Raw genomic sequence first — 20,590 nt, 5'->3', positions numbered from 1 at the left:
GTGCTAGGCTGACACTCGGACATGATCCGGGGGCCACATCTTGCTAAACATCATCGAACCAGAAACGCCGGACCAGCTGAACGCGGTTCGGCGTTTGTGTTGGGATTACAGGGATTTCCTGCTGACCCTGGATGAGCAATCTGTTCAGATCGTTCAGACCTTTTATCCAAGGGAAAAATACGCCCGTTTGATGGACGCCATCGAGGTGGATCACGCGCCACCAAGCGGTGGGATCAAGTTGGCTGTTGTGGGTGACGAACCGATTGGTTGCGGCATGTTTCACACAATCGCTCCGGGCGTGGCCGAGATAAAGCGGGTGTTTGTGACGGATGCAGCAAGAGGCACTGGCGCGGGCCGTGCAATTATGCTGTCGCTGATCGAAACCTGCAGGGATCTTGGCTTTGACCATATCCGAATGGATACCGGAAAACCGCTGGAAGCTGCGACTCGGTTATACCTGTCTTTGGGGTTTCAACTGCGTGATGCATACTCTGAGATTCCAGAAATCGCACGGGACCACCTGCTTTTTTTTGAGATGTTTCTTACTAAATTCAATAAATCAAAAAATACTGATAATTGAATTTAATCAATGATTTATTGTCCCTAATCACTTTGACTGGACCACAAATTTCGTACTTTAAGTAAATTATGTGTGAACTTGTTACTAACAGGGCTCACACTGAATGCCGTAGTCTCATTTCATCGCAGAAAGGGGACTACGATGTCTGTATCAAAATTCCTTCTGATAATCACCGCAGCGTCCATTACAGTTCTGTCCGCATGTGCGGGCCCGGGCACCTATCCACTTACAGGGGAGGAAGTATCGACGAATGATCCGGTTCAGGACATGAACCCGGCCAATATTTTCCGGGGCGAGTCGCGTTAAAGCACCTTGCTCATCAGCATGTGCTTGTCTCGGGGCCTGAACCCGGTACGCAGGTACAATTTCTGAGCGGCCTCATTGGTGCGGTCGACTTCCAGGTGAAGTGCCGTCAATCCAGCTCCAGCCAGAGCTTTGGGCAGATCCAGCAAAACCTCGGTCGCGATGCCGCGGCCGCGAACGGCGGGACGGATATAGATTTCGTCCACGAAGCCGTCCATGCCACCAAATTCGACGGACCAGCCGAAGGTCAGGATGATATAGCCCAACGGCGCTCGTCCCGGTCCGATCAGATAGACGCAGCCGTGGGGGATGCCTTCCAGCAAAGGGACCAGCGCGTTTCTGGTCTTATCTGCATCCTGTTCGATCCGTGCTTCGACATGAAACGCAGTAACCAGCGCCATCAGGCGGTCAAGATCTTCGGGGCGCGCGAGGCGCAGGGCGGCGCTCATAGTCGGGCCAGCCTTTCTGTCAGTAGGGCAAAGAAACCGTCCGCGTCGAGATCGCCGATAAACAGCGCGTTAGGTGCGCGGTTGGTGACGCCCCACCAATCGGCTACGGTCATGCCCATGGTCAGTTCCGACAGGGTCTCAACCTCGACATTCACGTGACGGCCCGAGAACAACTCAGGCTGGATCAGGTAAGCGGTCACGCAGGGGTCATGCAGAGGGGCACCAGCGCTGCCGTATTTTTCCTTGTCGAAGCGTTCAAAGAAGTCGGTCATTTCCGCCACTGCGATGCCGACACTGTTTCCCAACGCACGGAACGCATCGTTGCGGGGTTTGGTAACAAGCGCCTTGTGTGTGACATCCAGCGGCATGACCACGATGGGCCTGCCGGATCTGAAAACGATATCAGCAGCTTCGGGGTCGACGTGGATGTTGAATTCGGCTGTGGGGGTGATGTTGCCCACTTCGAAATAAGCACCACCCATCAATACGATTTCCTGCACCCGATCGACGATGTCAGGGGCCTTGCGGAACGCCATTGCGATATTGGTCAGCGGTCCCAACGGGCAAAGGGTCACGGTGCCCGGAGCCTGGGCGCGCAGGGTTTGAATGATAAAGTCCACCGCGTGCCCGTCAGCCAGCGGCATCTGCGGGTCGGGCAGGTCCGGTCCGTCCAGCCCGGTCTTTCCATGCACATGTTCCGCTGTGACCAGACTGCGGATCAGCGGGCGGTCGCAGCCCGCATAGACCGGAATATCGGTCCGGCCTGCCAGTTCGCAGACGATGCGCGCGTTCTTGGCGGTCAGTGACAGCGGCACATTCCCGGCGACGGCCGTGATGCCCAGAACCTCGATCTCATCCGGGCTGGCCAGGGCCAAAAGGATGGCGACGGCGTCGTCCTGTCCGGGATCGGTGTCAATAATGATTTTGCGGGGCATGGTCTTCTCCGGGCGGCGTAAGGGTGGGACACTCGCAAGTGTCGCGCAACTTGTCTAGCCGATTTACAGATCGGCCGCGGCATCCACCGGCGGGAGTTTGCCGTTGGCGCGATGCTCCTCGGTTTTAACCTCATCCCAGAGCGCATCCATCTCAGCAAGATCGCTTTGCGCAGGGGTCTTGCCCCGCTCGGCCAGCCGGGCCTCGACCTGTTCAAAGCGGCGGGTGAACTTGGCATTGGTGCGGCGCAGGGCGGCTTCGGGCTCGATGCCCAGATGGCGACCCAGATTGACCATCACAAACAGCAGATCACCGAATTCGTCCTCAAGCGCGTCGGCGTCCATCTTGTCCCGCGCTTCCTCCAGTTCTGCCGCTTCTTCGGTGATCTTGGCCAGCACATGACTGGCATCGGGCCAGTCAAAGCCCACGCGGGCGGCTCGTTTTTGCAGTTTGTGCGCGCGCAGCAGGGCAGGAAGGTTCGCCGCGACACCGTCCAGCGCGCCTTTCTGTTCCTTGCCTGCGCGCTCGGCGGCCTTGATCGCTTCCCAGTCTCTGGTCTGCTGATCGGCTGATTTATCGCGGGATTCGTCGCCAAATACGTGGGGATGACGGCTGACCATCTTGTCCGACATGGTACGGACCACGTCCTGAAAGGTGAAATGCCCTGCTTCTTCTGCCATTTGCGCGTGAAAGACGGATTGGAACAGCAGGTCGCCCAGTTCCCCCTTCAACTCATCATAGGCCTTGCGTTCGATCGCATCGGCGACCTCATACGCCTCTTCGATGGTGTAGGGGGCTATGGTGGCGAAATCCTGTTCGACATCCCAAGGGCAGCCGGTTTGCGGGTCGCGCAGGCGGCGCATGATTTCCAGCAGGCGCTCGATCCCGGCGTCGCTGTCATGGATCAGAGGATTTTCGGCCATTGCGAACCCTTTCGTTCCGGTGTCAGATGCATCCATTCCGCAGTCAGGATCAGGAGTCCACCCCAGATGCCCGTCGTCAACCGAATTGCCGATTTTTCAGCCGATATGGCCAAGTGGCGCCAGCACTTGCACACGATCCCTGAACTGGAGTTCGAGTGCTATGAGACAGCCGCATTCGTTGCCGAGCGTCTGCGCGAATTCGGGGTGGATGAGCTGCATGAAGGTATCGCCAAGACCGGAATGATTGCGATCATCAACGGGCAGGGGGATGGGCCGACCATCGGCCTGCGTGCCGACATGGATGCCTTGCCGATATCGGAAGAAACGGGTGTCGATTATGCCTCGACAAATCCGGGCAAGATGCACGCGTGCGGTCATGACGGTCACACCACGATGCTGCTGGGTGCGGCGCGCTATCTGGCCGAAACGCGAAACTTCGCGGGTCGCGTGGCGCTGATCTTTCAGCCTGCCGAGGAAGAAGGTGGCGGCGCAGGCGTGATGGTTGAAGAGGGGATCATGGACCGGTTCGACATTTCTCAGGTCTATGGAATACACAACGATCCTGGAAATCCGGAAGGCGCCTTCTATACCACGCCGGGCCCGATCATGGCGGCGGTGGATTCGTTCGAGATTCATATACAGGGTGTCGGGGGGCACGGGGCGATGCCCCATCAGACCAAAGATCCCGTTATGGCAGCCTGCGGCATTGCACAGGCGATCCAGACAATTGTCAGCCGAAACCACTATGCCGTGGATGATCTGGTCGTCTCGGTCACACAGATCCACGCGGGAACGGTTAACAACGTGATCCCGGACACTGCTTATTTGAACGGCACTGTGCGCACCTTTGACCCATCTGTTCAGAAGATGGTGATGGAGCGGATGGCGCAGATCGTTCAGGGGCAGGCGACGTCATACGGGGTAGAGGCGCGGCTGGATTATCAGGTAGGTTATCCGGCCACGATCAATGATGTTGAAAAAACCGCTTTTGCCGCCGATGTCGCGCGCGAAGTGTCCGGACCCGACCGCGTGGTCGACACTATGGGGCGCGACATGGGGGCCGAGGATTTTTCATACATGCTGCAGGCGCGACCAGGGGCGTATCTGTTCCTGGGGCAGGGCGAAGGCGCAGGGCTGCATCATCCGAAATACAATTTCAACGACGATATCGCGCCGGTGGGGGCCTCGTTCTTCGCGCGGATCGTGGAAAAGGCGCAGCCGTTGGGCTGATGGGGTAGAGAAATGGCACTGGAAGACGCGAAAAATCAAGTGGATGAGGCGTTCACCAACCCGGACCTGAAGGGGTTGTCTTATGAGAACACTTTTGGTGGGGCGACCTCGTTCCTGCGGCGGCTATACACCAAAGACCTAAGCGGCGTGGATATTGCGGTGACGGGTGTGCCCTTTGATCAGGCTGTCACCAACCGCCCCGGCACCCGACTTGGCCCGCGCGCGATCCGCGAAGCCAGCGCGCTGCAATCGCCTGACGCGCCCTATGGATGGCCTTATGATCCGCTGAGCGAACTGGCGATCGTGGATTACGGCGATATGGCCTATGACTATGCCAATATCCCGGCCTTTCCCGATACGTTGACCGATCATATCCGTACTATTTTGGCGGCCGATGTGGCCTCGGTCACTCTGGGCGGCGACCACTATATCAGCTTCCCGATCCTGAAGGCCTATGCGGAAAAATACGGGCCCATGTCACTGCTGCAATTTGATGCGCATACAGACACTTGGGCCGATGATGACATGTCCCGTGTCGATCACGGAACGATGTTCTACAAGGCGGTGAAATCGGGGATTGTGGACCCGAAACGCTCTGTCCAGGTCGGCATTCGCACCCACAATGAGGACACGCTGGGCGTCAACATCATCGACGCGCGCGAGGTCTGTGAAACCGGCCCCGCCGCAGTTGCAAAGAAGATCAAGAGTATTCTGGGCGACAACCCCGTTTACCTGAGCTTTGACATCGACGGGCTGGACCCGGCTTTTGCGCCCGGCACAGGCACGCCGGTCTGGGGCGGGCTGAGTTCGATTCAGGCGCAGATTATCCTGCGCGACATTGCTGGGATCAATATCAAAGGCGGAGACGTGGTCGAGGTCTCTCCGCCCTTCGACACTTCGGGCGCGACGGCGATTGCCGGGGCCCATGTCGCGACACAGATCATCTGTTTGCTGGGATGGGATAAGCTGGCAAAGACAAAAGAGTAAACCGATTGGGGCACACGTTAACTTCTGGTTAGCCATACCTCCGGTATGTGCTGGAAGACGTGATTTAAAAGGATGGGGCGGCACGCGCATGACTGAATTCAATCAACCGATCAGCGGCAATGATCTGGCGCGATTTTCGGGGCCGAACACATTTATGCGCCTCCCGCAGGCCGCGTCATTGGCGGGGCTGGACGTGGCGGTACTTGGGATTCCGATGGATATCGGCACCTCGTGGCGCTCGGGCACACGGTTTGGCCCGAAACAGATCCGCAGTGAAAGCGCGATGATCCGACCTTATAACATGGCCACGTCAGCAGCCCCGTTCGATAGTTTGCAGATCGCCGATATTGGGGATCTTGCGATCAACACCTTCTCGCTGACCGACAGTCTGAGGATCATCAAGGAAAGCTACGATGCGATTCTGGCAAAGAATGTGATTCCGGTGGCAATGGGGGGTGATCATTCGATCACCTTGCCGATCCTGCGGGCCATTGCGGCAAAGCACGGGCCGGTGGCCCTGGTGCATGTGGATGCCCATGCGGATGTGAATGACGAGATGTTTGGTGAAAGGGAAACCCACGGCACCGTCTTTCGCCGTGCATACGAAGAGGGGCTGATCGTTCCCGACAAGACCTTTCAGATCGGCATTCGCGGCTCGGGTTATGCGGCCTCGGATTTTACCGAGGCCAAGGATTGGGGATTCCGCCAGTTCCCGGTCTGGGAATTGTGGCAGCAGAACCTGACCCAGATCGGGTCGCAGATCCGCAAGACGATCGGCGAGCATCCGGTCTATATCACTTACGATATCGACAGCCTGGATCCGGCATTTGCACCGGGCACCGGCACGCCAGAGATTGCCGGGCTAACGACACCACAAGCGCTGCAACTGATCCAAGCGTTGCAGGGTGTGAATGTGGTGGGCTGTGACCTGGTCGAGGTCTCGCCGCCCTATGATCCTTCGGGCAACACGGCGCTGACGGCGGCGAACCTGATCTATGAGATGCTGTGCATCCTGCCGGGGGTGACGTCGCGGTAATCCGGTTCGGAGCAACTTGTCCCGGCGTTTGATCCGCATAGTGTTTCTCCAAGAGGATAATGCGGGATGAAAAAGATGGTTCTTTGGGCAGTGTTCGCGCTTGTGATCGGGCTGGGTGTATATATCCGGCTCGCCCCGTCGGACCCCGCCCAATGGAACGTTGCGCCCGTCGCACCCGTGGATCAGGACCTGCCGGGAGGCGTGGTGCGGGTTGTCGAAACCGGTCCGGACGGATTGCATCGGCTTGACCAGATCATACGTGCCACGCCGCGCACTTCGATTCTGGCCGGGTCTGTGGACGCGGGCATGATCACCTATATCACTCGCACAAAGTGGATCGGCTTTCCCGACTACACCACGGTTCAACAGGACGGAAACACCCTGCGTATCAACAGTCGTCTGCGGTTCGGTCGCAAGGATTTCGGGGTCAACAAAGCTCGGGTTGATGGGTGGTTGGAGCAGATGTGACCGTTCCTCTGAGGTTTAAGACGCCTCGTCCTGAACGGCGTCACCAACAGGTTTACTCTGCAACCCCGATGACAGGCACCCTTCCTGAACTTCGCGCCACATGGGCACGTTCAGGGACATCTGACATTGCGCGGTGAACATGCGGCCATCGACCTGCAGGCAAATCATTTCGCCCAGTTCGATGCGCGACCCGGATGTGTCGGTGCAATAGCAATCGCGGGTCTTGCCGTCTGGGCCGATGTAATCGGCGAAAACCGGCGTGGATGTCAGCAGCATAACAAGCAAAATCCGTTTCATGACGGCAAGCTTAGCATGACGTTGCCCTTGACCAAAGCCCCCGGATGATAGACACCGCCGGGATGATCCCCGAAGAACGTCTTGAACAGATCACCCAGCGTTTTCAATACCTCGAAGCAGCCATGGCCGATGGCGCGTCGGGGGGCGATATTGCGACGCTGGCCAAGGAATATTCCGACCTCAAACCGGTGGTTGATCAGATCATGGCCTGGCGTCAGCTGGTCGCTGATCTGGCCGAGGCCGAGGCGATGCTGGCCGACCCGGACATGAAAGAGCTGGCCGAGGAAGAAATTCCTCAGTTACAGGCCGGCATTCCTGTGGCGGCACACGCGCTGCAACTGGCCTTGTTGCCAAAAGACGCGGCAGATGCGCGTCCGGCGATGTTGGAAATCCGCCCCGGAACCGGAGGGGATGAGGCCGCTTTGTTCGCAGGCGATCTGCTACGCATGTATCAGCGCTATGCCGAGGCGCGGGGTTGGAAGATTGAAATCATCGAGGAACAGGCATCGGATCTGGGCGGGATCAAAGAGGTCGTGGCCCATATCAAGGGCGATAATGTCTTCGCCCGGATGAAATACGAATCCGGCGTGCATCGGGTTCAGCGCGTACCGGAGACCGAAAGCGGTGGGCGGATTCATACTTCGGCTGCGACTGTGGCGGTTCTGCCCGAGGCCGAGGATGTGGACATCCAGATCGACGCAAATGACATTCGCATCGACACCATGCGCAGCTCGGGTGCGGGTGGGCAGCACGTGAACACCACCGACTCGGCGGTGCGGATTACGCACCTTCCCACTGGGTTGGTGGTCACGAGTTCCGAGAAATCCCAGCATCGCAACCGCGAGATCGCCATGCAGGTGCTGAAGACGCGGCTCTATGATCTGGAGCGGCAACGGATCGACAGCGAACGCTCGGCGGACCGGGCCAGTCAGGTGGGCTCGGGCGACCGCTCGGAACGTATTCGCACTTACAATTTCCCGCAGGGGCGCATGACCGATCACCGGATCAACCTGACACTTTATAAGCTGGATCAGGTGATGCAGGGCGATCTGGACGAGGTTATCGACGCGCTGACCGCTGACGATCAGGCGCGACTATTGGCCGAGATGGCGCAATGACGGGTCTGCAAACAGCGGCACAGGCCATGGTAGCGGCAACGGCACGTCTGCGGGCGGCTGGCGTGGACGATCCGGCACGGGATGCGCGCGTGCTTCTGGCCCATGCGGCGCGCATAGAGGCCAGTCGGGTGACGCTGATCGCGCCAGAAGAGTTGCAGCCCGAGATTGCCGAGCGCTATGACCAGTTGATCTCTCTACGCGCTATTCGGGTGCCAGTGTCACATTTGCTGGGCGAACGCGAGTTCTATGGGCGCAGATTTCGGGTAAGCCGAGATGTGCTGGACCCACGCCCCGAAACCGAAACCCTAATCGAAGCAGCCCTGAGCGCACCGTTTGATCACGTTCTGGACCTTGGCGTGGGTTCGGGTTGCATCCTGATCACGTTGTTGGCCGAACGCACCAGCGCCTCGGGTCTCGGGGTCGACGTGAGCGAGGCGGCTTGCCTGCAAGCCAGTGCCAATGCAGTTGAGCATAAGGTACAGGGGCGGGTTGAAATTGTACGCTCGGATTGGTTCGAGAACATTGATGGTCAATTCGATCTTATTGTTTCCAATCCACCCTATATCTCAGTGGATGAGATCGCAGAGCTGTCACCAGAGGTGAAAGAGCACGAACCGCGTATGGCTCTGACCGATGAAGGCGACGGGTTGGGGGCTTATCGGCGGATCGCCGCGTCGGCTCCTGACTTTCTGATGCCAGGCGGGCGGATTTTTGTGGAAATAGGCCCTACGCAGGCAAAAAAGGTTGGCGCTTTGTTCGACGCGGCAGGGCTTGTAGATGTCTGTGTGATCCCCGATCTGGACGGGCGCGACCGCGTGGTTGGCGCAAAAATGCCGGGTTGATCGGCAGGATTGCGACCAAAAAGCGCTGCCCCGACTAAAAAAGCTGGTGAAAACCCGAGATTCCTCTTGTCTGCGCGCTCAGGACATGTTTACTCAGGATTAGTCGGCGAGGTTGACGCTGTTGCAGCGCACCCCTGACGCCAAGCCCAAAATAGTCGAGATCCCGTCACGGCAAACGCCTCAGAGCAGTGCAAGACACGGGTGGTTCGACAGCGAATTGATAAGGCTGACGTAAAGAAAGATGAGATCTTCCAAATCCCGCTCGCGGGCCAAGAATAACCGCAATCGTCCTTCCGGCGGCAACGTCGTAAACCGTGTTTTTGACAGCTCGGGCCCCGAGGGCAAGGTGCGTGGCACGCCGCAGCAGATCATTGACAAATACAACCAGCTGGCCCGTGACGCGCAACTGTCCAATGACCGTGTGGCCGCCGAAAACTTTCAGCAGCACGCCGAGCATTACCTGCGTATGCTGAGTGAAGCGCAGCGCGAAATGGACGCCCGCCGGGAAGAGCAGGAGCGGCAGAACCGCGAACGCCAGGCAGAACGTGATCGCGAACGCGCTGAACGTCAGGAACGCGAAGCCGCCCGTCAGGCCGATCCGGCCGAGGTTCCACAGCCGGATGTGATGGATTTCGCACCCCCCGAGGCTGCGCCGGAAAGCGGCTTGGTTGAAACACCAGAAAGCAAAGGGGTCGAGACCCCGGCGCCTGAGAAAAAAGAAAAACCTGCGCGCAAACCACGGGCGCGTAAGCCCAAACCTGCGCCAGCTGCGGAAGATGCGCCCAAAACCGATGGGGACGCGCCGGAAGCGGCTGAATAAGCTAAGAAGCAGTTCGAACAAAAGCCCCGGTAGATCCGGGGCTTTTGTGTTTTCAGGTCTTTTGAACTTCGCGTGCCAATGCGCAGAATGCCTCAAGCGGGACCTGCTCGGCGCGTTCCGTGGGCTGGATACCGGCTGCCAGCAGGCGGTCTTCGATATCCGGGGCGACGCTTTTCAATGAGGCACGCAGCATCTTGCGGCGTTGATTGAAAGCGGCAGCGACGACCCGTGACAAGGTGGCTGCGTCAGCAGGATATCGGGGTTCGGGCAGGGCGGTCAGGTGAACCACGGCGCTTGAAACCTTGGGTGGTGGGGTGAAAGCTCCGGGCGGCAATGACATGGCGATGCGCGCCTCGGCCCGCCATTGGGCAAGGATGGCGAGACGGCCGAATGCTTTGCTGCCGGGTTGGGCGACGATGCGTTCGGCCACTTCGCGTTGGAACATCAGCGTCAGGCTTTGCCAGAAGGGCGGCCATTGAGGTGGGGTCAGCCAACGGACCAGCAGTTCGGTGCCCACGTTATAGGGCAGGTTGGCCGCGATGCGGACCGGCGGTGTCAGGTGGTCAAGCGGATTGATTTCCAGCGCGTCGCCGTTGATGACCTCAAGCCGCCCGGGATAGGCGGCGGAGATGTCGTTCAAGGCAGCGATGCAGCGTGTGTCCTTTTCCACCGCCACGACTTTGCGCGCGCCTTCGGACAACAGCCCACGGGTCAGGCCGCCGGGGCCAGGACCGATTTCAAGCACATCACATTCTGTGAGATCCCCGGCCTGACGGGCGATCTTGGCGGTCAGGTTGAGGTCCAGCAGGAAATTCTGACCCAGTGACTTGCGCGCCGAGAGCTGATGGGTTGCGATAACCTCGCGCAGAGGGGGGAGTGTGTCGATTGCGCTCATGATCCGATTACCGTGGCGCAGGCTGCAGGGGCAGCGCCAGAGATTTTTTGCCTCCGGCGGGGATATTTTCAGCCAGGTGAAGGATCAAGAGCTTTGTGCCATGCGTTGGGCGAGTTTCAGGGCCTCGATCAGGCTGGTGGGCGCGGCGATGCCTTTTCCCGCGATATCCAGTGCGGTGCCGTGATCCGGCGAGGTGCGAATGAAGGGCAGGCCGAGGGTCACGTTCACACCCCGGTCGAAGTCCAGCGTTTTGATCGGAATCAGCGCCTGATCGTGATACATCGCGATGGCCGCGTCATAGCGGGCGCGTGCGGCGGCATGGAACAGAGTGTCCGCTGGGTGAGGGCCCGTAAGGGTTGCACCATCCGAGTTCAGTTCAGCGATAAGCGAGGCAATCCAATCGCCTTCCTCGGCGCCCATTTTACCCCCTTCGCCCGCATGGGGGTTAAGACCCGCAATGGCGATACGCGGGGTGTCGATGCCGAACTGGTCGCGCAGGCCGCGCGCAGTGATCTCGATCGTGTCACGCAGAAGGTCCGGGGTCAGGGCCGCCGGAACTTGCGACAAGGCAATATGTATTGTGGCAGGCACGACGCGCAACTGGTCGCTTGCCAGCATCATGACAACCCGGCGGGTGCCAGAGAGGGCGGCGAGAAACTCGGTATGGCCGGGATAGCCGAACCCAGCGCCATCCATCAGGGCCTTTTTGTGGATGGGAGCCGTGCACAGTGCTGCGGCATCACCGGATTTTACCAGCTCGACACCCGTTTCGATAGCATCGATCACCGAGGGCGCATTGGCAGGGTCGGGCTGGCCGGGCACGTTGGGGGCCGGGAAATCCAGTTGCAGGACGGGCAGCGCCTTCTCACAGAGGGTAATAGCCTGCGACGGGTGTTCAATCTGCGCGACAGGCGTGTCGGCAGGCAGGTGGCTGGCGTCACCGATATAGAAGAAAGGGCAAGTGTCACGCAGTTCGGCCCAGGCTTTGGCGGCGATTTCCGGGCCGATCCCGGCCGGTTCACCACAGCTAAGCGCAATCGGGCGGGTCATTCCTGAATGATCACGGCATCAGCCCGCAGTTGTTCTACCAGGCTTTCGGCAAACGCTTGAAGGCGCTGCTGTGCCAAAGCATTGGCCACATCCGCGCGTGAGGTGTTTTCACCCAGATTGCGCGTACGGTTGCACAACATCAGGAACATCAGCGTCTGGCCGTTGTTGCGAGTCAGGTTTGTCGACACCTCGTTACGGTCCAGCTTGGCCAATTCGACCGCTACGTCGCGCGGGACTTCGGACGGGGCAGCGTCGATGCGTTCCAGTACCTCGGGGGGCTGATCCTTGGCGATACCATAAAGGTCATCGCAGGTGTCGATCTCTTCCTTGAGACGTGCGGCCTGTGACAAGGCATCAGAACTGCGCCCGCCGGAAATATAGTAGATCGCGTAGTCCAGTTTTGAGATTGGCGCCGCAGAGGTCGCAACCTCGCGCAATCCGCGCATCTGAAACAGGGCAACGGCGTTGGGAAGCGTGATGGGTTGGGTAATTTGGCTGGTCTTCAGGCCCAGAATGACCGGTTGAAGGGCCGGAGGCAGGTCGGTGATGTTCAGCCAATCCAGGCGCCCACCTTGGTCGCGTGTGGCCGCAGCGGAATACTGTGCCGCAGCGGCTGAAAACGCATCCTGACCTTCCAGGTTCGAGATTTCCTGAGCCAGAAGTTCCGTCTGTGCAAGGGTTTGCTGGTTTACCGGAATGATGATCTCGGACAACAGCACCTGCAAACCACCACCGCCGGACTGTCCCAGGGCGCGGTCGATCTCGTCTTCGGTCGGGCGCGCCTGCGACAGGTAGCGAGAGCTGATGTAATCGCGCCAGGCCAGCTGATCCGCCACATAATCGCGAACGGTTTCCTTATCCACACCAGCGTCGCCCAAGAGCGACAGGAATTGCTCCGAAGACAACTGCCCACGCGCCGCAAATTCGTCGATGCCCAACTGAACGGCTTCGGAGGTTGCTTCGACCCCGGCTTCGCGCATCACCTGCTGGCGCAGTTTTGCGTCGATCAAGGCGTCCCGGACATCTGCTTCGCTGCCACCGGGCAGGCCCAGAACATTCAGGAATTGCAGACGCTGTTCCAGCTCGTACCAGGTGACAATGTCCTGATTGACGCGGATCGCCGGGGAAAACAGGCTTTGTGCCCCGGCCTGCGAACCGGCAACAGCAAATACTGCGGCGGCCAGTACCGGCGCGACCGGTTTTAGCCAACCGGAACGAAGAAACCTGGAGAAACCTGATATCAACTGCATGTTCTCTTGTATGTCTTGCCACCGCCTTCGACGGAGTATCCTGTCAGAGACAGGGTAAAGCCGAATTCTGTCGAAGGCTCAATAGTGGATGTTGAAGTAAAGCGTCGACTTACGGACATGTTAACCTGAACACATTCGTTCCGGTACGTCACGCCCAGCCCCAGACGGATGGGTTCTGACTGGCCCAGATCATAGCGGGCTTCGGCATTTGTCAGCCAGTTCCGGTCCACCTGATACCGGCCCAGAAGCCAGATTTCCGAGATCTCGTCGACGATGTTTTCCGCCGGGTCCGGTTCCTGCCAGACATAGCTTCCCGAGAGCCCGGCGACCTCGTTCGCCCAGGCGCCGCGAAGTTCCGCTTTGACAAAGCTGAAATCGCTGTCGATCAGGCCACGCCCGCCCAACGACCAACCGTTGGCGGTTCTGATCTGCCCAGCCACCAGCAGATCCGACGTGGTACCTTGAAGCCCTGAGGTCAGCGTAAAGTTCGGATCGGCGTCGGCCCTGAACACCTGACCCACGGTGGCAAGAGCCTGCCAACCGCCCGCGCCATAACGGGCCCAGTTCAGCCCGATCACCCCGGTCGTCCCGTTTTCGCGCTGGTCTTCGGCCGGAAAACGGGACAGGGCCAGCAGGTTGCCCTGATCGAATTCCTGAAAGGTGCTTTCGTCATTTGGTACGTTGGTGTCGGACACATGCGTCCATCCGATCTGGGCGATCGGTTCCAGGAACTGAACCGCCCCAGATTGTTCGCGTCGGGTCATGGGATAGCGCAGTGTCAGTGCGGCCCTCGGGGTCGATCGGGTGATCTGCGAGGGGAAATTGCTGTCGTGCCGCACGTTGAACGTATCGACCGACGCCCCCAGTGTTGCATCCGCCCGCAGGCCCGAGGCAAAGGTCCAGCTGCGCAACCATTCAGCGTCGAACGTGGCGCGGGCAATATCTCGGCCTATGACATCGGCGTCGCTGGTCCGTTCATGGGCGTGGCTGACAAAGGCCAGTCGAACTTCGCCGCCCACCGTATTGGGAAAGAACCTTTTTTCGTAGTTCAGGTCAAATACGCGCGAGGGGATTTCATTCTGGTTTTCGCTGTCGCGCAGCGTCTTGTAGTGGATCAGGCTTGTCTTGAAGGCTGTATCACGTTTGATCCTCTCCAACGCGACTTCGCTGCGCAGACGGTCCAGATCCGGCAGACCATAGTCTACCAGATAGGCATCGTCCGAGGTGGTCTGAAGGTTGAACGTCAGTCGGAAGTCATTTTTGAGGTTGAACCAACCGTTGGCGAAAACGTAGCCACGATCCTGATCTGGCTGAACGTCATCGCGCGTATACGCGCCTTCTACCTGAATGCGACCGTTCACAAAGGCTTGACGATATCTATACCCCAACGTCGTCGTCTTGGACGAAAGGTAAGGCGTCAGCGTCAGGTCCTTGTGGTCCCCAAGCTTAAAGAAATACGGAACCTGCACCCCGGTCCCCAACTGCGAGGTGCTTCGGATCGAGGGCACCAGAAAGCCGGTCGCGCGGTCCAGGGTCGGATCGGGCAGGCGCAGATAAGGAAAGTAGAAAACCGGGTAGTCCCGTACGCGAAGCTGCGCGCCTTCGAAGTACAGCTGTCGTTCCAGTTTGTCATGGATGACGCGGCGGGCCCGAATCTGCCAAAGCGGCGGTTTGCCATTGGCACAGACATGGCACGACGTGGCCGAAACTTTGCTGAACTGCGTATAACGGCCCGCTGCCCGCTTTGCCTGAACCGAGGCGATCTGCACCTGCTGTTCAAAGACCATCCGCGCGCCGATCAGTAAACCGTTCTGAATGCCACTGTCGAGCTGTCCTGAATCCGCCAGCAGGGTGGTCTGACCGCCCTGGTCGATACGGATCGGGCCATCCAGCGTCAGCTCACCGGTTTCACGATCATAGATGATGCGTTGCGCAGAAAGCTTGATATCACCTTGAAAAGCCTCGACATTGCCTTCGGCCACCAGTTTGCGTTCTGGTGTGATGAATACCTTGTCGGCTACCAGCAGGGCGGGTTCTTTTTGCTCTTGCGCGCCTTGCTGCTGGGCCGGCGTAGACTGGGCCACAAGGATCGCTGGGACAGACAAGGCCAGCGCGCTGCTCAGCAAAAGGGGAACGATACGCCGCATCAGCCGTCCTCCGCATGAAGCAGCAGGCCGAGAGCGAGCAAAATGGCGGCAAAGGGCGGTGCCCAGGCAGCGATATAGGTGGGCAATTGTCCGTTTTCCCCAAGGATTTGCGCAAAGTTGCGGACGAAATATATGGAAAAGCCAAGCAGAACTGCCGTCAGAACAGCTATCCCGGTGCCACCGAAGCGGACGTGGCGCATGGTGAAGGCGGCCCCGATCAGCACCATCGAGACCAGAAAGAAAGGCCGGGCCAGCTGTACCTGAAGCCAGACCTCATATTGTTTGGTTGAAAAACCTGCCTCGCGCAGGTCCGCGATCAGTTGGGGCAGGTCATAGACTGAAACGGAATCCTGCTGCCCCAGCGTGTCCAGAATGCGCTGACGAGTCAGCGAAGTGGGCAGTTCCAGGCGTTCATGTTCGACCGCAGAGGCTTCGGGATTCTGCCCGTCCTGCATAGGCCAGATTTTGGCGTTGGACAGGATCCACCTGCCATCCTCCAGCTCGGCCCGGTCAGCGATGATTTGCTGGGTTGGTTTGCCGTCGCGGGCAAAGGTAATGACGGTCACATCGTCCAGTCCCAGCGTGTCGCCATTTGAAGTACCGCGCGCGTGGATCACGGCCTGACCGTTTTCTGCAGACTGGCGCAGCCACAGCCCCTCGCTGCTGATCGACAAGGCTGAACTGCCGTTGTTCTTGTAGGAATCGGACAACCGCTGGAACTCTTCCGAAGTGGCGGCGGCGATTGGGTTCAGCAGGGCGACGGCCAGCGTACCTATGGCCAGCGCCAGCAGCACAGGCGCGACCAGTGCGCGGATGCCCGAGCGGCCAATGGCGCGGGTCACCACCAGTTCCGAGGTACGCGCAAGCCCGACAAACAGCGCAATGGTGGACAGGATGACCAACAGCGGAAGCATTTCGCTGATCGCGGCGGGTGTGTTCAGAAGCGTCAGGTGCAGCAATTGCCCAAACGACAGGTCGTAATCATCAAACCGGCGAATCTGTTCGATCAGATCGATGAGAATCATCAGGGTCAGAAAGATGCCGCCAATGACCAGAAAACTCTGCATGAACCGGCGGGCGAAATAGCGGTCGAGGATCACGGGCACGCCCCCGCTGGGCTTGCAGTACGGGCGATCAGGCCGATAGCGCGTACGCAGAATGTCATGCGCAACGGCGTATGCCTGCCCTTTCGTGCCACGTCTTTCTCCCCCGAGCCTGCCGGTTATTTTTGCGGGACCTTAATGCAATTGATGGGCGGGGAAAACTGCTATCTGGTCAAGTCGTGCAGCGCGGGCTAGGTCTTGGGGAACAGAATTTGAGGAGTTTGCAATGAGCAGTCTGGTACCGATCCGCTTTCAGGAGTTTGACTTGGATGCGATGGCGCAGGCCGAAGGGCAGGTGGCCATCATCATTCCATCTGATGGTAAGATGAACCCTGCGGCCCGTCGGGCCAACCGCCTGACGAAAGGTGCGGTAGCACGGCTGGTCGAAAGTGAGTCATTTGAGAAAGTAAAAACGGGCGACGTGATCTCGCTGGCATGGCCTTCCGGGATGGCGGCCGAGGCGCTGTACATTCTGGTGCTGCCGCGCCGTCCCGAGGCGGACGAGGCGCGCAAGGCCGGGGCGGCGCTGGCCAAGCGTGCGGACGGCAAGGACGTGCTTGTGATGGCCGGTAATCAAGCGCGCACCGAAGAGCTGGCTTTGGGCATCGCGTTGCGCAGTTATGACTTTGACGTGCACAAAAGCAAGGAAAGCGAAGGCACCGGAACCGTCACGATCAGCCATTTGAAACCTGACGAGGCTGAGGCGGAATTTGCGCCGCTTTATGCAATCGCGGATGGTGTGCGGATGACCCGCGATCTGACCAACGAGCCCGCAAATGTCTTGACCACCACAGACTTCGCCGATCGTCTGGTCGAGATGCAGGAGTTGGGTCTTGAGGTTGAAGTTCTGGACGAGGACAAACTGGCCGAGTTGGGGATGCGTACATTGCTGTGTGTCGGGCAGGGCTCGGACAGCCCCTCCAAGGTGGTCGTCATGCAATGGAAAGGCGGAGAGAACGGCGATGCGCCGCTGGCTTTGGTCGGAAAAGGTGTGGTTTTTGACACCGGGGGCATCTCGCTGAAACCTGCGGGCGGCATGGAAGAGATGACCATGGATATGGGCGGCGCAGGTGTCGTCGCCGGTACCATGCGCGCGCTGGCCAAGCGCAAAGCCAAGGCCAATGTCGTAGGTCTGGTTGGGTTGGTCGAGAACATGCCATCCGGCAATGCCACGCGCCCCGGCGATGTGGTCAAGTCGATGAAGGGCGACACGGTCGAGATCATCAACACCGATGCCGAGGGTCGTTTGGTTCTGTGTGACGTGATGTGGTACGCGCAGGAACGGTTCAAGCCCGTGGGCATGATCGATCTGGCGACCCTGACCGGTGCAATCATCATCGGGCTGGGGCATGAGAATGCGGGCGTGTTTTCGAACAACGATACGTTCTGTGATGCTTTCCTGAAATCGGCCAAGGCCGAGGATGAAGGCGCGTGGCGGATGCCGTTGGGCGATGCTTATGACAAGATGCTGAAATCGCGCATCGCGGATATGAAGAACGTGGGTGGTCGGCCTGCGGGTTCGATTACCGCCGCGCAGTTTCTTCAACGGTTCGTCAAAGAAGAGACCCCCTGGATTCACCTGGACATCGCGGGTGTGGCTTCGGTGTCGTCCGAGACATCTTATGCGCCCAAAGGCGCCACCGGCTGGGGCGTGCGCGCGCTGAGCCGGTTTGTGCAGGACAATTTCGAGTAAGCAGATGGGCGCTGTCTATTTCTACCACCTGACCCGCCAACCGCTGGAGCACACCTTGCCGGTGCTGCTGGACAAGGCACGGCTGGCCGGGTGGAAGATCGCCGTGCGGGGCACTGACCCTGCGCGGTTGGACTGGCTGGATGAGAGACTGTGGCTGGGGTCCGAAGACGGGTTCCTGCCGCATGGCCGCGACGGTGGCCCCCATGACGCTGACCAGCCCATACTGTTGACCACTGGCTCTGACGCTGCCAATGGCGCGACTTGTGTGATGATCGTGGATGGCGCGCTGGTTGAGGCGGAGGAAGTCGCCACGCTGGAGCGGGTGTGCATTCTGTTCGATGGCAATGACGACATGGCCGTTCAGCACGCGCGCGGGCAGTGGAAAGCGCTGACCGCTGCAAGATGTGCGGCACAATACTGGTCGGAAGTATCCGGGCGGTGGGAAAAGAAGGCCGAAGCCTGACGGGCAACGCCATTTTCAGGAGAGTTGATGATGCAGATGAAGCCCTTGGGCCGTACCGGAATTATGGTGAGCGACCTGTGCCTTGGGACAATGACCTTCGGCACTCAGACATCCCAGGCGGATGCGCACAGACAGATGGACATGGCTTTGGAAGCCGGGATCAACTTTGTGGATGCAGCCGAGATGTATCCGGTGAACCCGGTCTCGAAAGAAACGATCGGGCGCACCGAAGAAATTCTGGGCAACTGGAACGCGGCCAATGCAGCGCGGCGGGGGGACTACATTCTGGCGACCAAGCATTCCGGCGAGGGGTTGTCCTATGTGCGTGATGGTGCGCCGATAACAGGCAAGACGATCCCCGAAGCGATTGAAGGGTCGCTGAAGCGGTTGCAGACCGAGTGCATCGATCTCTATCAGTTCCATTGGCCGAACCGCGGCAGCTACATGTTCCGTCAGAACTGGGACTTTGCTCCATCCGGGCACAATACAGACGACGTTCTGGAGAATATGCAGGACTGTCTGGAGGCGCTGCAGGCACAGGTCGACAAAGGCAACATTCGAGCGTTTGGTTTGTCCAACGAAAGCGCCTGGGGCACGGCGCAATGGGTGCGTTTGGCCGAAAAGGCGGGAGCGCCGCGCGTGGCGTCGGTTCAGAACGAATATTCGCTGCTCTGCCGTCTGTTTGACACGGACATGGCCGAACTGTGTGTGCATGAAGATGTCGGCCTTATGGCGTTCTCGCCTTTGGGCACAGGGCTGCTGACAGGCAAGTATCAGCGTGGGGCGGTGCCCGACGGCTCGCGTATGTCGCTTTCGCCTGAATTGGGTGGGCGCAAGTCTGATCGGGTGTTTGATGCGGTCGCAGCCTATCTGGAAGTGGCCGCGCGACATGGATTGGATCCGACGCATATGGCCTTGGCCTGGTGTCGCACGCGGCCATTCATGATGTCGTCCATTTTTGGTGCGACCACGGTTGAGCAACTTGAACACGTTTTGGCCGACGCGGATTTGACGTTGTCAAAGGAAGTGCTGGCTGAGCTGGATGCAGCCCACAAGGCGCATCCGATGCCGTACTGAGGGAAGGGGGCGCTGCCAAGCCGTTGATCGCACTTTTTTCTCGGCAACACCTCGCCTTGTCAGTTTTGGTCAAAAACTTTGGCGCTCTCGTACATTACTCAGCATTAAGGCAAAAAATGCGCTATCAAGCGGTTGCTATTCAGGACATTTAAACGGCCCTGACCGCCCCTTGCCCTCATTTGCTTTTGCTGCGTTTGCAAACCTTTGCAACAGAGCACTTCCGCTATGCGCTCGGTGCAAACGTTCGTGCAAATATCGTGAACGACAGCGATGCGGGCATACTGACTTACACGCGCAAAGGGTCAGGCCTTCATTGTCCAACTCAATACCAGATCTCATTTAATGACCCGCTTAGCAAATAAATGCCTCCTGGCAACGCCACTCACCGCGCCGCCAGGAGGTAACCAGACATATCTGGCAGATGCGAGAGCAACAGAGGTAATTCAAACTTGCCACGCATTCGAATACTTGAATCAAAATTACAACAATTCAAGGTTTTTTGCGCGCGAAAAAATATAAATTATCGCGTGCTGGATGTGTAAAAAGTATTTGAGCTTACATCCTGTCTTTTAAGACAGGGTCGCGTCGATCAAGTAGTCGGTTACGAATTTGGACAATAGTGGCGTCACTCAGTGTCAATACCAGCCTGGTTGCCCCCGTGCCTAACCGCACTTCCCAGATAGTCTGGGCAGTCCCATGACCAGACTATGGCCCGCGTTGTCCATCATCCCAGAAAAAGGCAGCGCGGGCACTTATTTCGTCACCTTATATTGCCCCGTTTTTAACAAGCAACTGCTTCGGGATCTTGCCGGTCATCTGACGCAAATTGCCAGGAATTTAGCATTGACTGGCCGTTTTTGTTGAACCCGCGGCGAAGGTCCGCTTTAGACACTGCGAGCACCCCGATTAGCTGAGGCAACAACTAC

At 58.7% G+C, this 20,590-nt stretch carries 21 protein-coding genes; 12 read left to right on the top strand and 9 right to left on the bottom strand.

Annotated features, from left to right (window positions below; translation table 11 throughout):
• Positions 1-40 precede the first annotated feature (40 nt).
• Positions 41-580 carry a GNAT family N-acetyltransferase gene (locus AC2FLD_RS09570; protein ID WP_496668925.1) on the top strand — a complete coding sequence of 180 codons (540 nt, stop codon included), beginning with the start codon at positions 41-43 and terminating at the stop codon, positions 578-580.
• A gap of 141 nt (positions 581-721) precedes the next feature.
• Entirely contained in the window at positions 722-886 is a 165-nt protein-coding gene (locus AC2FLD_RS09565; RefSeq protein ID WP_496668923.1) for a hypothetical protein, read from the top strand.
• On the opposite strand, the gene AC2FLD_RS09560 is transcribed toward AC2FLD_RS09565, so the two are convergent.
• The 3 genes from AC2FLD_RS09560 to mazG all read right to left on the bottom strand — a co-directional run bounded on the left by AC2FLD_RS09560 (position 883) and on the right by mazG (position 3,188).
• Positions 883-1,332, bottom strand: coding sequence for a GNAT family N-acetyltransferase (locus AC2FLD_RS09560; protein WP_496668922.1), 450 nt, complete (start codon positions 1,330-1,332; stop codon positions 883-885). The genes AC2FLD_RS09565 and AC2FLD_RS09560 overlap by 4 nt on opposite strands.
• Positions 1,329-2,267 (bottom strand): nucleoside hydrolase, encoded by a 939-nt coding sequence (locus AC2FLD_RS09555; protein WP_496668920.1) that lies wholly within the window; start codon positions 2,265-2,267, stop codon positions 1,329-1,331. The genes AC2FLD_RS09560 and AC2FLD_RS09555 overlap by 4 nt, the downstream gene beginning before the upstream one ends.
• A 63-nt stretch (positions 2,268-2,330) precedes the next feature.
• Complete coding sequence (mazG, locus tag AC2FLD_RS09550; protein ID WP_496668918.1) at positions 2,331-3,188, bottom strand: nucleoside triphosphate pyrophosphohydrolase; 858 nt, start codon at positions 3,186-3,188, stop codon at positions 2,331-2,333.
• 66 nt (positions 3,189-3,254) lie between these two features.
• On the opposite strand from mazG, the gene AC2FLD_RS09545 reads away from it, so the two are divergent.
• The 4 genes from AC2FLD_RS09545 (at position 3,255) to AC2FLD_RS09530 (ending at position 6,909) form a co-directional block, all read left to right on the top strand.
• Positions 3,255-4,418, top strand: coding sequence for a M20 aminoacylase family protein (locus AC2FLD_RS09545; RefSeq protein WP_496668916.1), 1,164 nt, complete (start codon positions 3,255-3,257; stop codon positions 4,416-4,418).
• A gap of 12 nt (positions 4,419-4,430) precedes the next feature.
• Entirely contained in the window at positions 4,431-5,405 is a 975-nt protein-coding gene (gene speB, locus AC2FLD_RS09540; RefSeq protein ID WP_496668914.1) for an agmatinase, read from the top strand.
• Positions 5,406-5,493: 88 nt separating this feature from the next.
• Positions 5,494-6,441 (top strand): agmatinase, encoded by a 948-nt coding sequence (gene speB, locus AC2FLD_RS09535; protein ID WP_496668912.1) that lies wholly within the window; start codon positions 5,494-5,496, stop codon positions 6,439-6,441.
• Between the two features lie 66 nt (positions 6,442-6,507).
• Positions 6,508-6,909: a DUF1499 domain-containing protein gene (locus AC2FLD_RS09530; RefSeq protein ID WP_496668910.1), complete on the top strand. Its 402-nt coding sequence runs from the start codon at positions 6,508-6,510 to the stop codon at positions 6,907-6,909.
• A gap of 15 nt (positions 6,910-6,924) precedes the next feature.
• Here the strand turns inward: AC2FLD_RS09530 and AC2FLD_RS09525 are convergent, their stop codons facing one another.
• The gene (locus AC2FLD_RS09525; RefSeq protein ID WP_050602234.1) at positions 6,925-7,206 is read right to left on the bottom strand and encodes a hypothetical protein; all 282 of its coding nucleotides are present in this window, start codon (positions 7,204-7,206) and stop codon (positions 6,925-6,927) included.
• A gap of 62 nt (positions 7,207-7,268) precedes the next feature.
• Here AC2FLD_RS09525 and prfA point away from each other — a divergent pair, with 62 nt between their 5' ends.
• The 3 genes from prfA (at position 7,269) to AC2FLD_RS09510 (ending at position 9,986) form a co-directional block, all read left to right on the top strand.
• Positions 7,269-8,324: a peptide chain release factor 1 gene (gene prfA, locus AC2FLD_RS09520; protein ID WP_496669299.1), complete on the top strand. Its 1,056-nt coding sequence runs from the start codon at positions 7,269-7,271 to the stop codon at positions 8,322-8,324.
• The gene (prmC, locus tag AC2FLD_RS09515; protein ID WP_496668908.1) at positions 8,321-9,166 is read left to right on the top strand and encodes a peptide chain release factor N(5)-glutamine methyltransferase; all 846 of its coding nucleotides are present in this window, start codon (positions 8,321-8,323) and stop codon (positions 9,164-9,166) included. The genes prfA and prmC overlap by 4 nt, the downstream gene beginning before the upstream one ends.
• A gap of 241 nt (positions 9,167-9,407) precedes the next feature.
• Positions 9,408-9,986 (top strand): DUF4167 domain-containing protein, encoded by a 579-nt coding sequence (locus AC2FLD_RS09510; RefSeq protein WP_050602236.1) that lies wholly within the window; start codon positions 9,408-9,410, stop codon positions 9,984-9,986.
• Between the two features lie 52 nt (positions 9,987-10,038).
• Here AC2FLD_RS09510 and rsmA read toward each other — a convergent pair whose 3' ends face one another.
• The 5 genes from rsmA to lptG form a co-directional block, all read right to left on the bottom strand.
• Entirely contained in the window at positions 10,039-10,881 is an 843-nt protein-coding gene (gene rsmA / locus AC2FLD_RS09505) for a 16S rRNA (adenine(1518)-N(6)/adenine(1519)-N(6))-dimethyltransferase RsmA (RefSeq protein ID WP_496668906.1), read from the bottom strand.
• 84 nt (positions 10,882-10,965) lie between these two features.
• Entirely contained in the window at positions 10,966-11,931 is a 966-nt protein-coding gene (gene pdxA, locus AC2FLD_RS09500; RefSeq protein ID WP_496668904.1) for a 4-hydroxythreonine-4-phosphate dehydrogenase PdxA, read from the bottom strand.
• The gene (locus AC2FLD_RS09495) at positions 11,928-13,181 is read right to left on the bottom strand and encodes a peptidylprolyl isomerase (protein WP_496668902.1); all 1,254 of its coding nucleotides are present in this window, start codon (positions 13,179-13,181) and stop codon (positions 11,928-11,930) included. The genes pdxA and AC2FLD_RS09495 overlap by 4 nt, the downstream gene beginning before the upstream one ends.
• Entirely contained in the window at positions 13,172-15,328 is a 2,157-nt protein-coding gene (locus AC2FLD_RS09490; RefSeq protein WP_496668900.1) for an LPS-assembly protein LptD, read from the bottom strand. The genes AC2FLD_RS09495 and AC2FLD_RS09490 overlap by 10 nt, the downstream gene beginning before the upstream one ends.
• Entirely contained in the window at positions 15,328-16,428 is a 1,101-nt protein-coding gene (gene lptG, locus AC2FLD_RS09485; RefSeq protein ID WP_496668898.1) for an LPS export ABC transporter permease LptG, read from the bottom strand. Before lptG ends, AC2FLD_RS09490 begins: the two co-directional genes overlap by 1 nt.
• Before the next feature lie 229 nt (positions 16,429-16,657).
• Between lptG and AC2FLD_RS09480 the strand changes: the two genes are divergently transcribed.
• The 3 genes from AC2FLD_RS09480 to AC2FLD_RS09470 are packed head-to-tail and all read left to right on the top strand — an operon-like array spanning position 16,658 to position 19,664.
• Entirely contained in the window at positions 16,658-18,124 is a 1,467-nt protein-coding gene (locus tag AC2FLD_RS09480) for a leucyl aminopeptidase (protein WP_496668895.1), read from the top strand.
• A 4-nt stretch (positions 18,125-18,128) separates the two neighbouring features.
• Positions 18,129-18,587 (top strand): DNA polymerase III subunit chi, encoded by a 459-nt coding sequence (locus AC2FLD_RS09475; RefSeq protein ID WP_496668893.1) that lies wholly within the window; start codon positions 18,129-18,131, stop codon positions 18,585-18,587.
• Between the two features lie 30 nt (positions 18,588-18,617).
• A complete protein-coding gene (locus AC2FLD_RS09470) occupies positions 18,618-19,664 on the top strand; it encodes an aldo/keto reductase (RefSeq protein ID WP_496669297.1) in 1,047 nt (348 codons plus the stop codon).
• The last annotated feature ends 926 nt before the right edge of the window (positions 19,665-20,590 follow it).

Source organism: Ruegeria sp. CDSA021, from assembly GCF_059612325.1.
Note: the sequence above shows the minus strand (reverse complement) of the source record. Positions and strands in the feature narration are given on the sequence as shown.

Excerpts from the sequence above, each read along its gene's own strand:
- speB (WP_496668914.1), top strand. The coding sequence starts at position 4,431 with ATGGCACTGGAAGACGCGAAAAATCAAGTGGATGAGGCGTTCACCAAC.
- prmC (WP_496668908.1), top strand. The coding sequence starts at position 8,321 with ATGACGGGTCTGCAAACAGCGGCACAGGCCATGGTAGCGGCAACGGCA.
- AC2FLD_RS09555 (WP_496668920.1), bottom strand. The coding sequence starts at position 2,267 with ATGCCCCGCAAAATCATTATTGACACCGATCCCGGACAGGACGACGCC.
- AC2FLD_RS09470 (WP_496669297.1), top strand. The coding sequence starts at position 18,618 with ATGCAGATGAAGCCCTTGGGCCGTACCGGAATTATGGTGAGCGACCTG.
- AC2FLD_RS09545 (WP_496668916.1), top strand. The coding sequence starts at position 3,255 with ATGCCCGTCGTCAACCGAATTGCCGATTTTTCAGCCGATATGGCCAAG.
- rsmA (WP_496668906.1), bottom strand. The coding sequence starts at position 10,881 with ATGAGCGCAATCGACACACTCCCCCCTCTGCGCGAGGTTATCGCAACC.
- AC2FLD_RS09560 (WP_496668922.1), bottom strand. The coding sequence starts at position 1,332 with ATGAGCGCCGCCCTGCGCCTCGCGCGCCCCGAAGATCTTGACCGCCTG.
- AC2FLD_RS09490 (WP_496668900.1), bottom strand. The coding sequence starts at position 15,328 with ATGCGGCGTATCGTTCCCCTTTTGCTGAGCAGCGCGCTGGCCTTGTCT.
- mazG (WP_496668918.1), bottom strand. The coding sequence starts at position 3,188 with ATGGCCGAAAATCCTCTGATCCATGACAGCGACGCCGGGATCGAGCGC.
- AC2FLD_RS09525 (WP_050602234.1), bottom strand. The coding sequence starts at position 7,206 with ATGAAACGGATTTTGCTTGTTATGCTGCTGACATCCACGCCGGTTTTC.
- AC2FLD_RS09480 (WP_496668895.1), top strand. The coding sequence starts at position 16,658 with ATGAGCAGTCTGGTACCGATCCGCTTTCAGGAGTTTGACTTGGATGCG.
- speB (WP_496668912.1), top strand. The coding sequence starts at position 5,494 with ATGACTGAATTCAATCAACCGATCAGCGGCAATGATCTGGCGCGATTT.
- AC2FLD_RS09495 (WP_496668902.1), bottom strand. The coding sequence starts at position 13,181 with ATGCAGTTGATATCAGGTTTCTCCAGGTTTCTTCGTTCCGGTTGGCTA.
- AC2FLD_RS09475 (WP_496668893.1), top strand. The coding sequence starts at position 18,129 with ATGGGCGCTGTCTATTTCTACCACCTGACCCGCCAACCGCTGGAGCAC.
- AC2FLD_RS09565 (WP_496668923.1), top strand. The coding sequence starts at position 722 with ATGTCTGTATCAAAATTCCTTCTGATAATCACCGCAGCGTCCATTACA.
- AC2FLD_RS09530 (WP_496668910.1), top strand. The coding sequence starts at position 6,508 with ATGAAAAAGATGGTTCTTTGGGCAGTGTTCGCGCTTGTGATCGGGCTG.
- AC2FLD_RS09510 (WP_050602236.1), top strand. The coding sequence starts at position 9,408 with ATGAGATCTTCCAAATCCCGCTCGCGGGCCAAGAATAACCGCAATCGT.
- prfA (WP_496669299.1), top strand. The coding sequence starts at position 7,269 with ATGATCCCCGAAGAACGTCTTGAACAGATCACCCAGCGTTTTCAATAC.
- pdxA (WP_496668904.1), bottom strand. The coding sequence starts at position 11,931 with ATGACCCGCCCGATTGCGCTTAGCTGTGGTGAACCGGCCGGGATCGGC.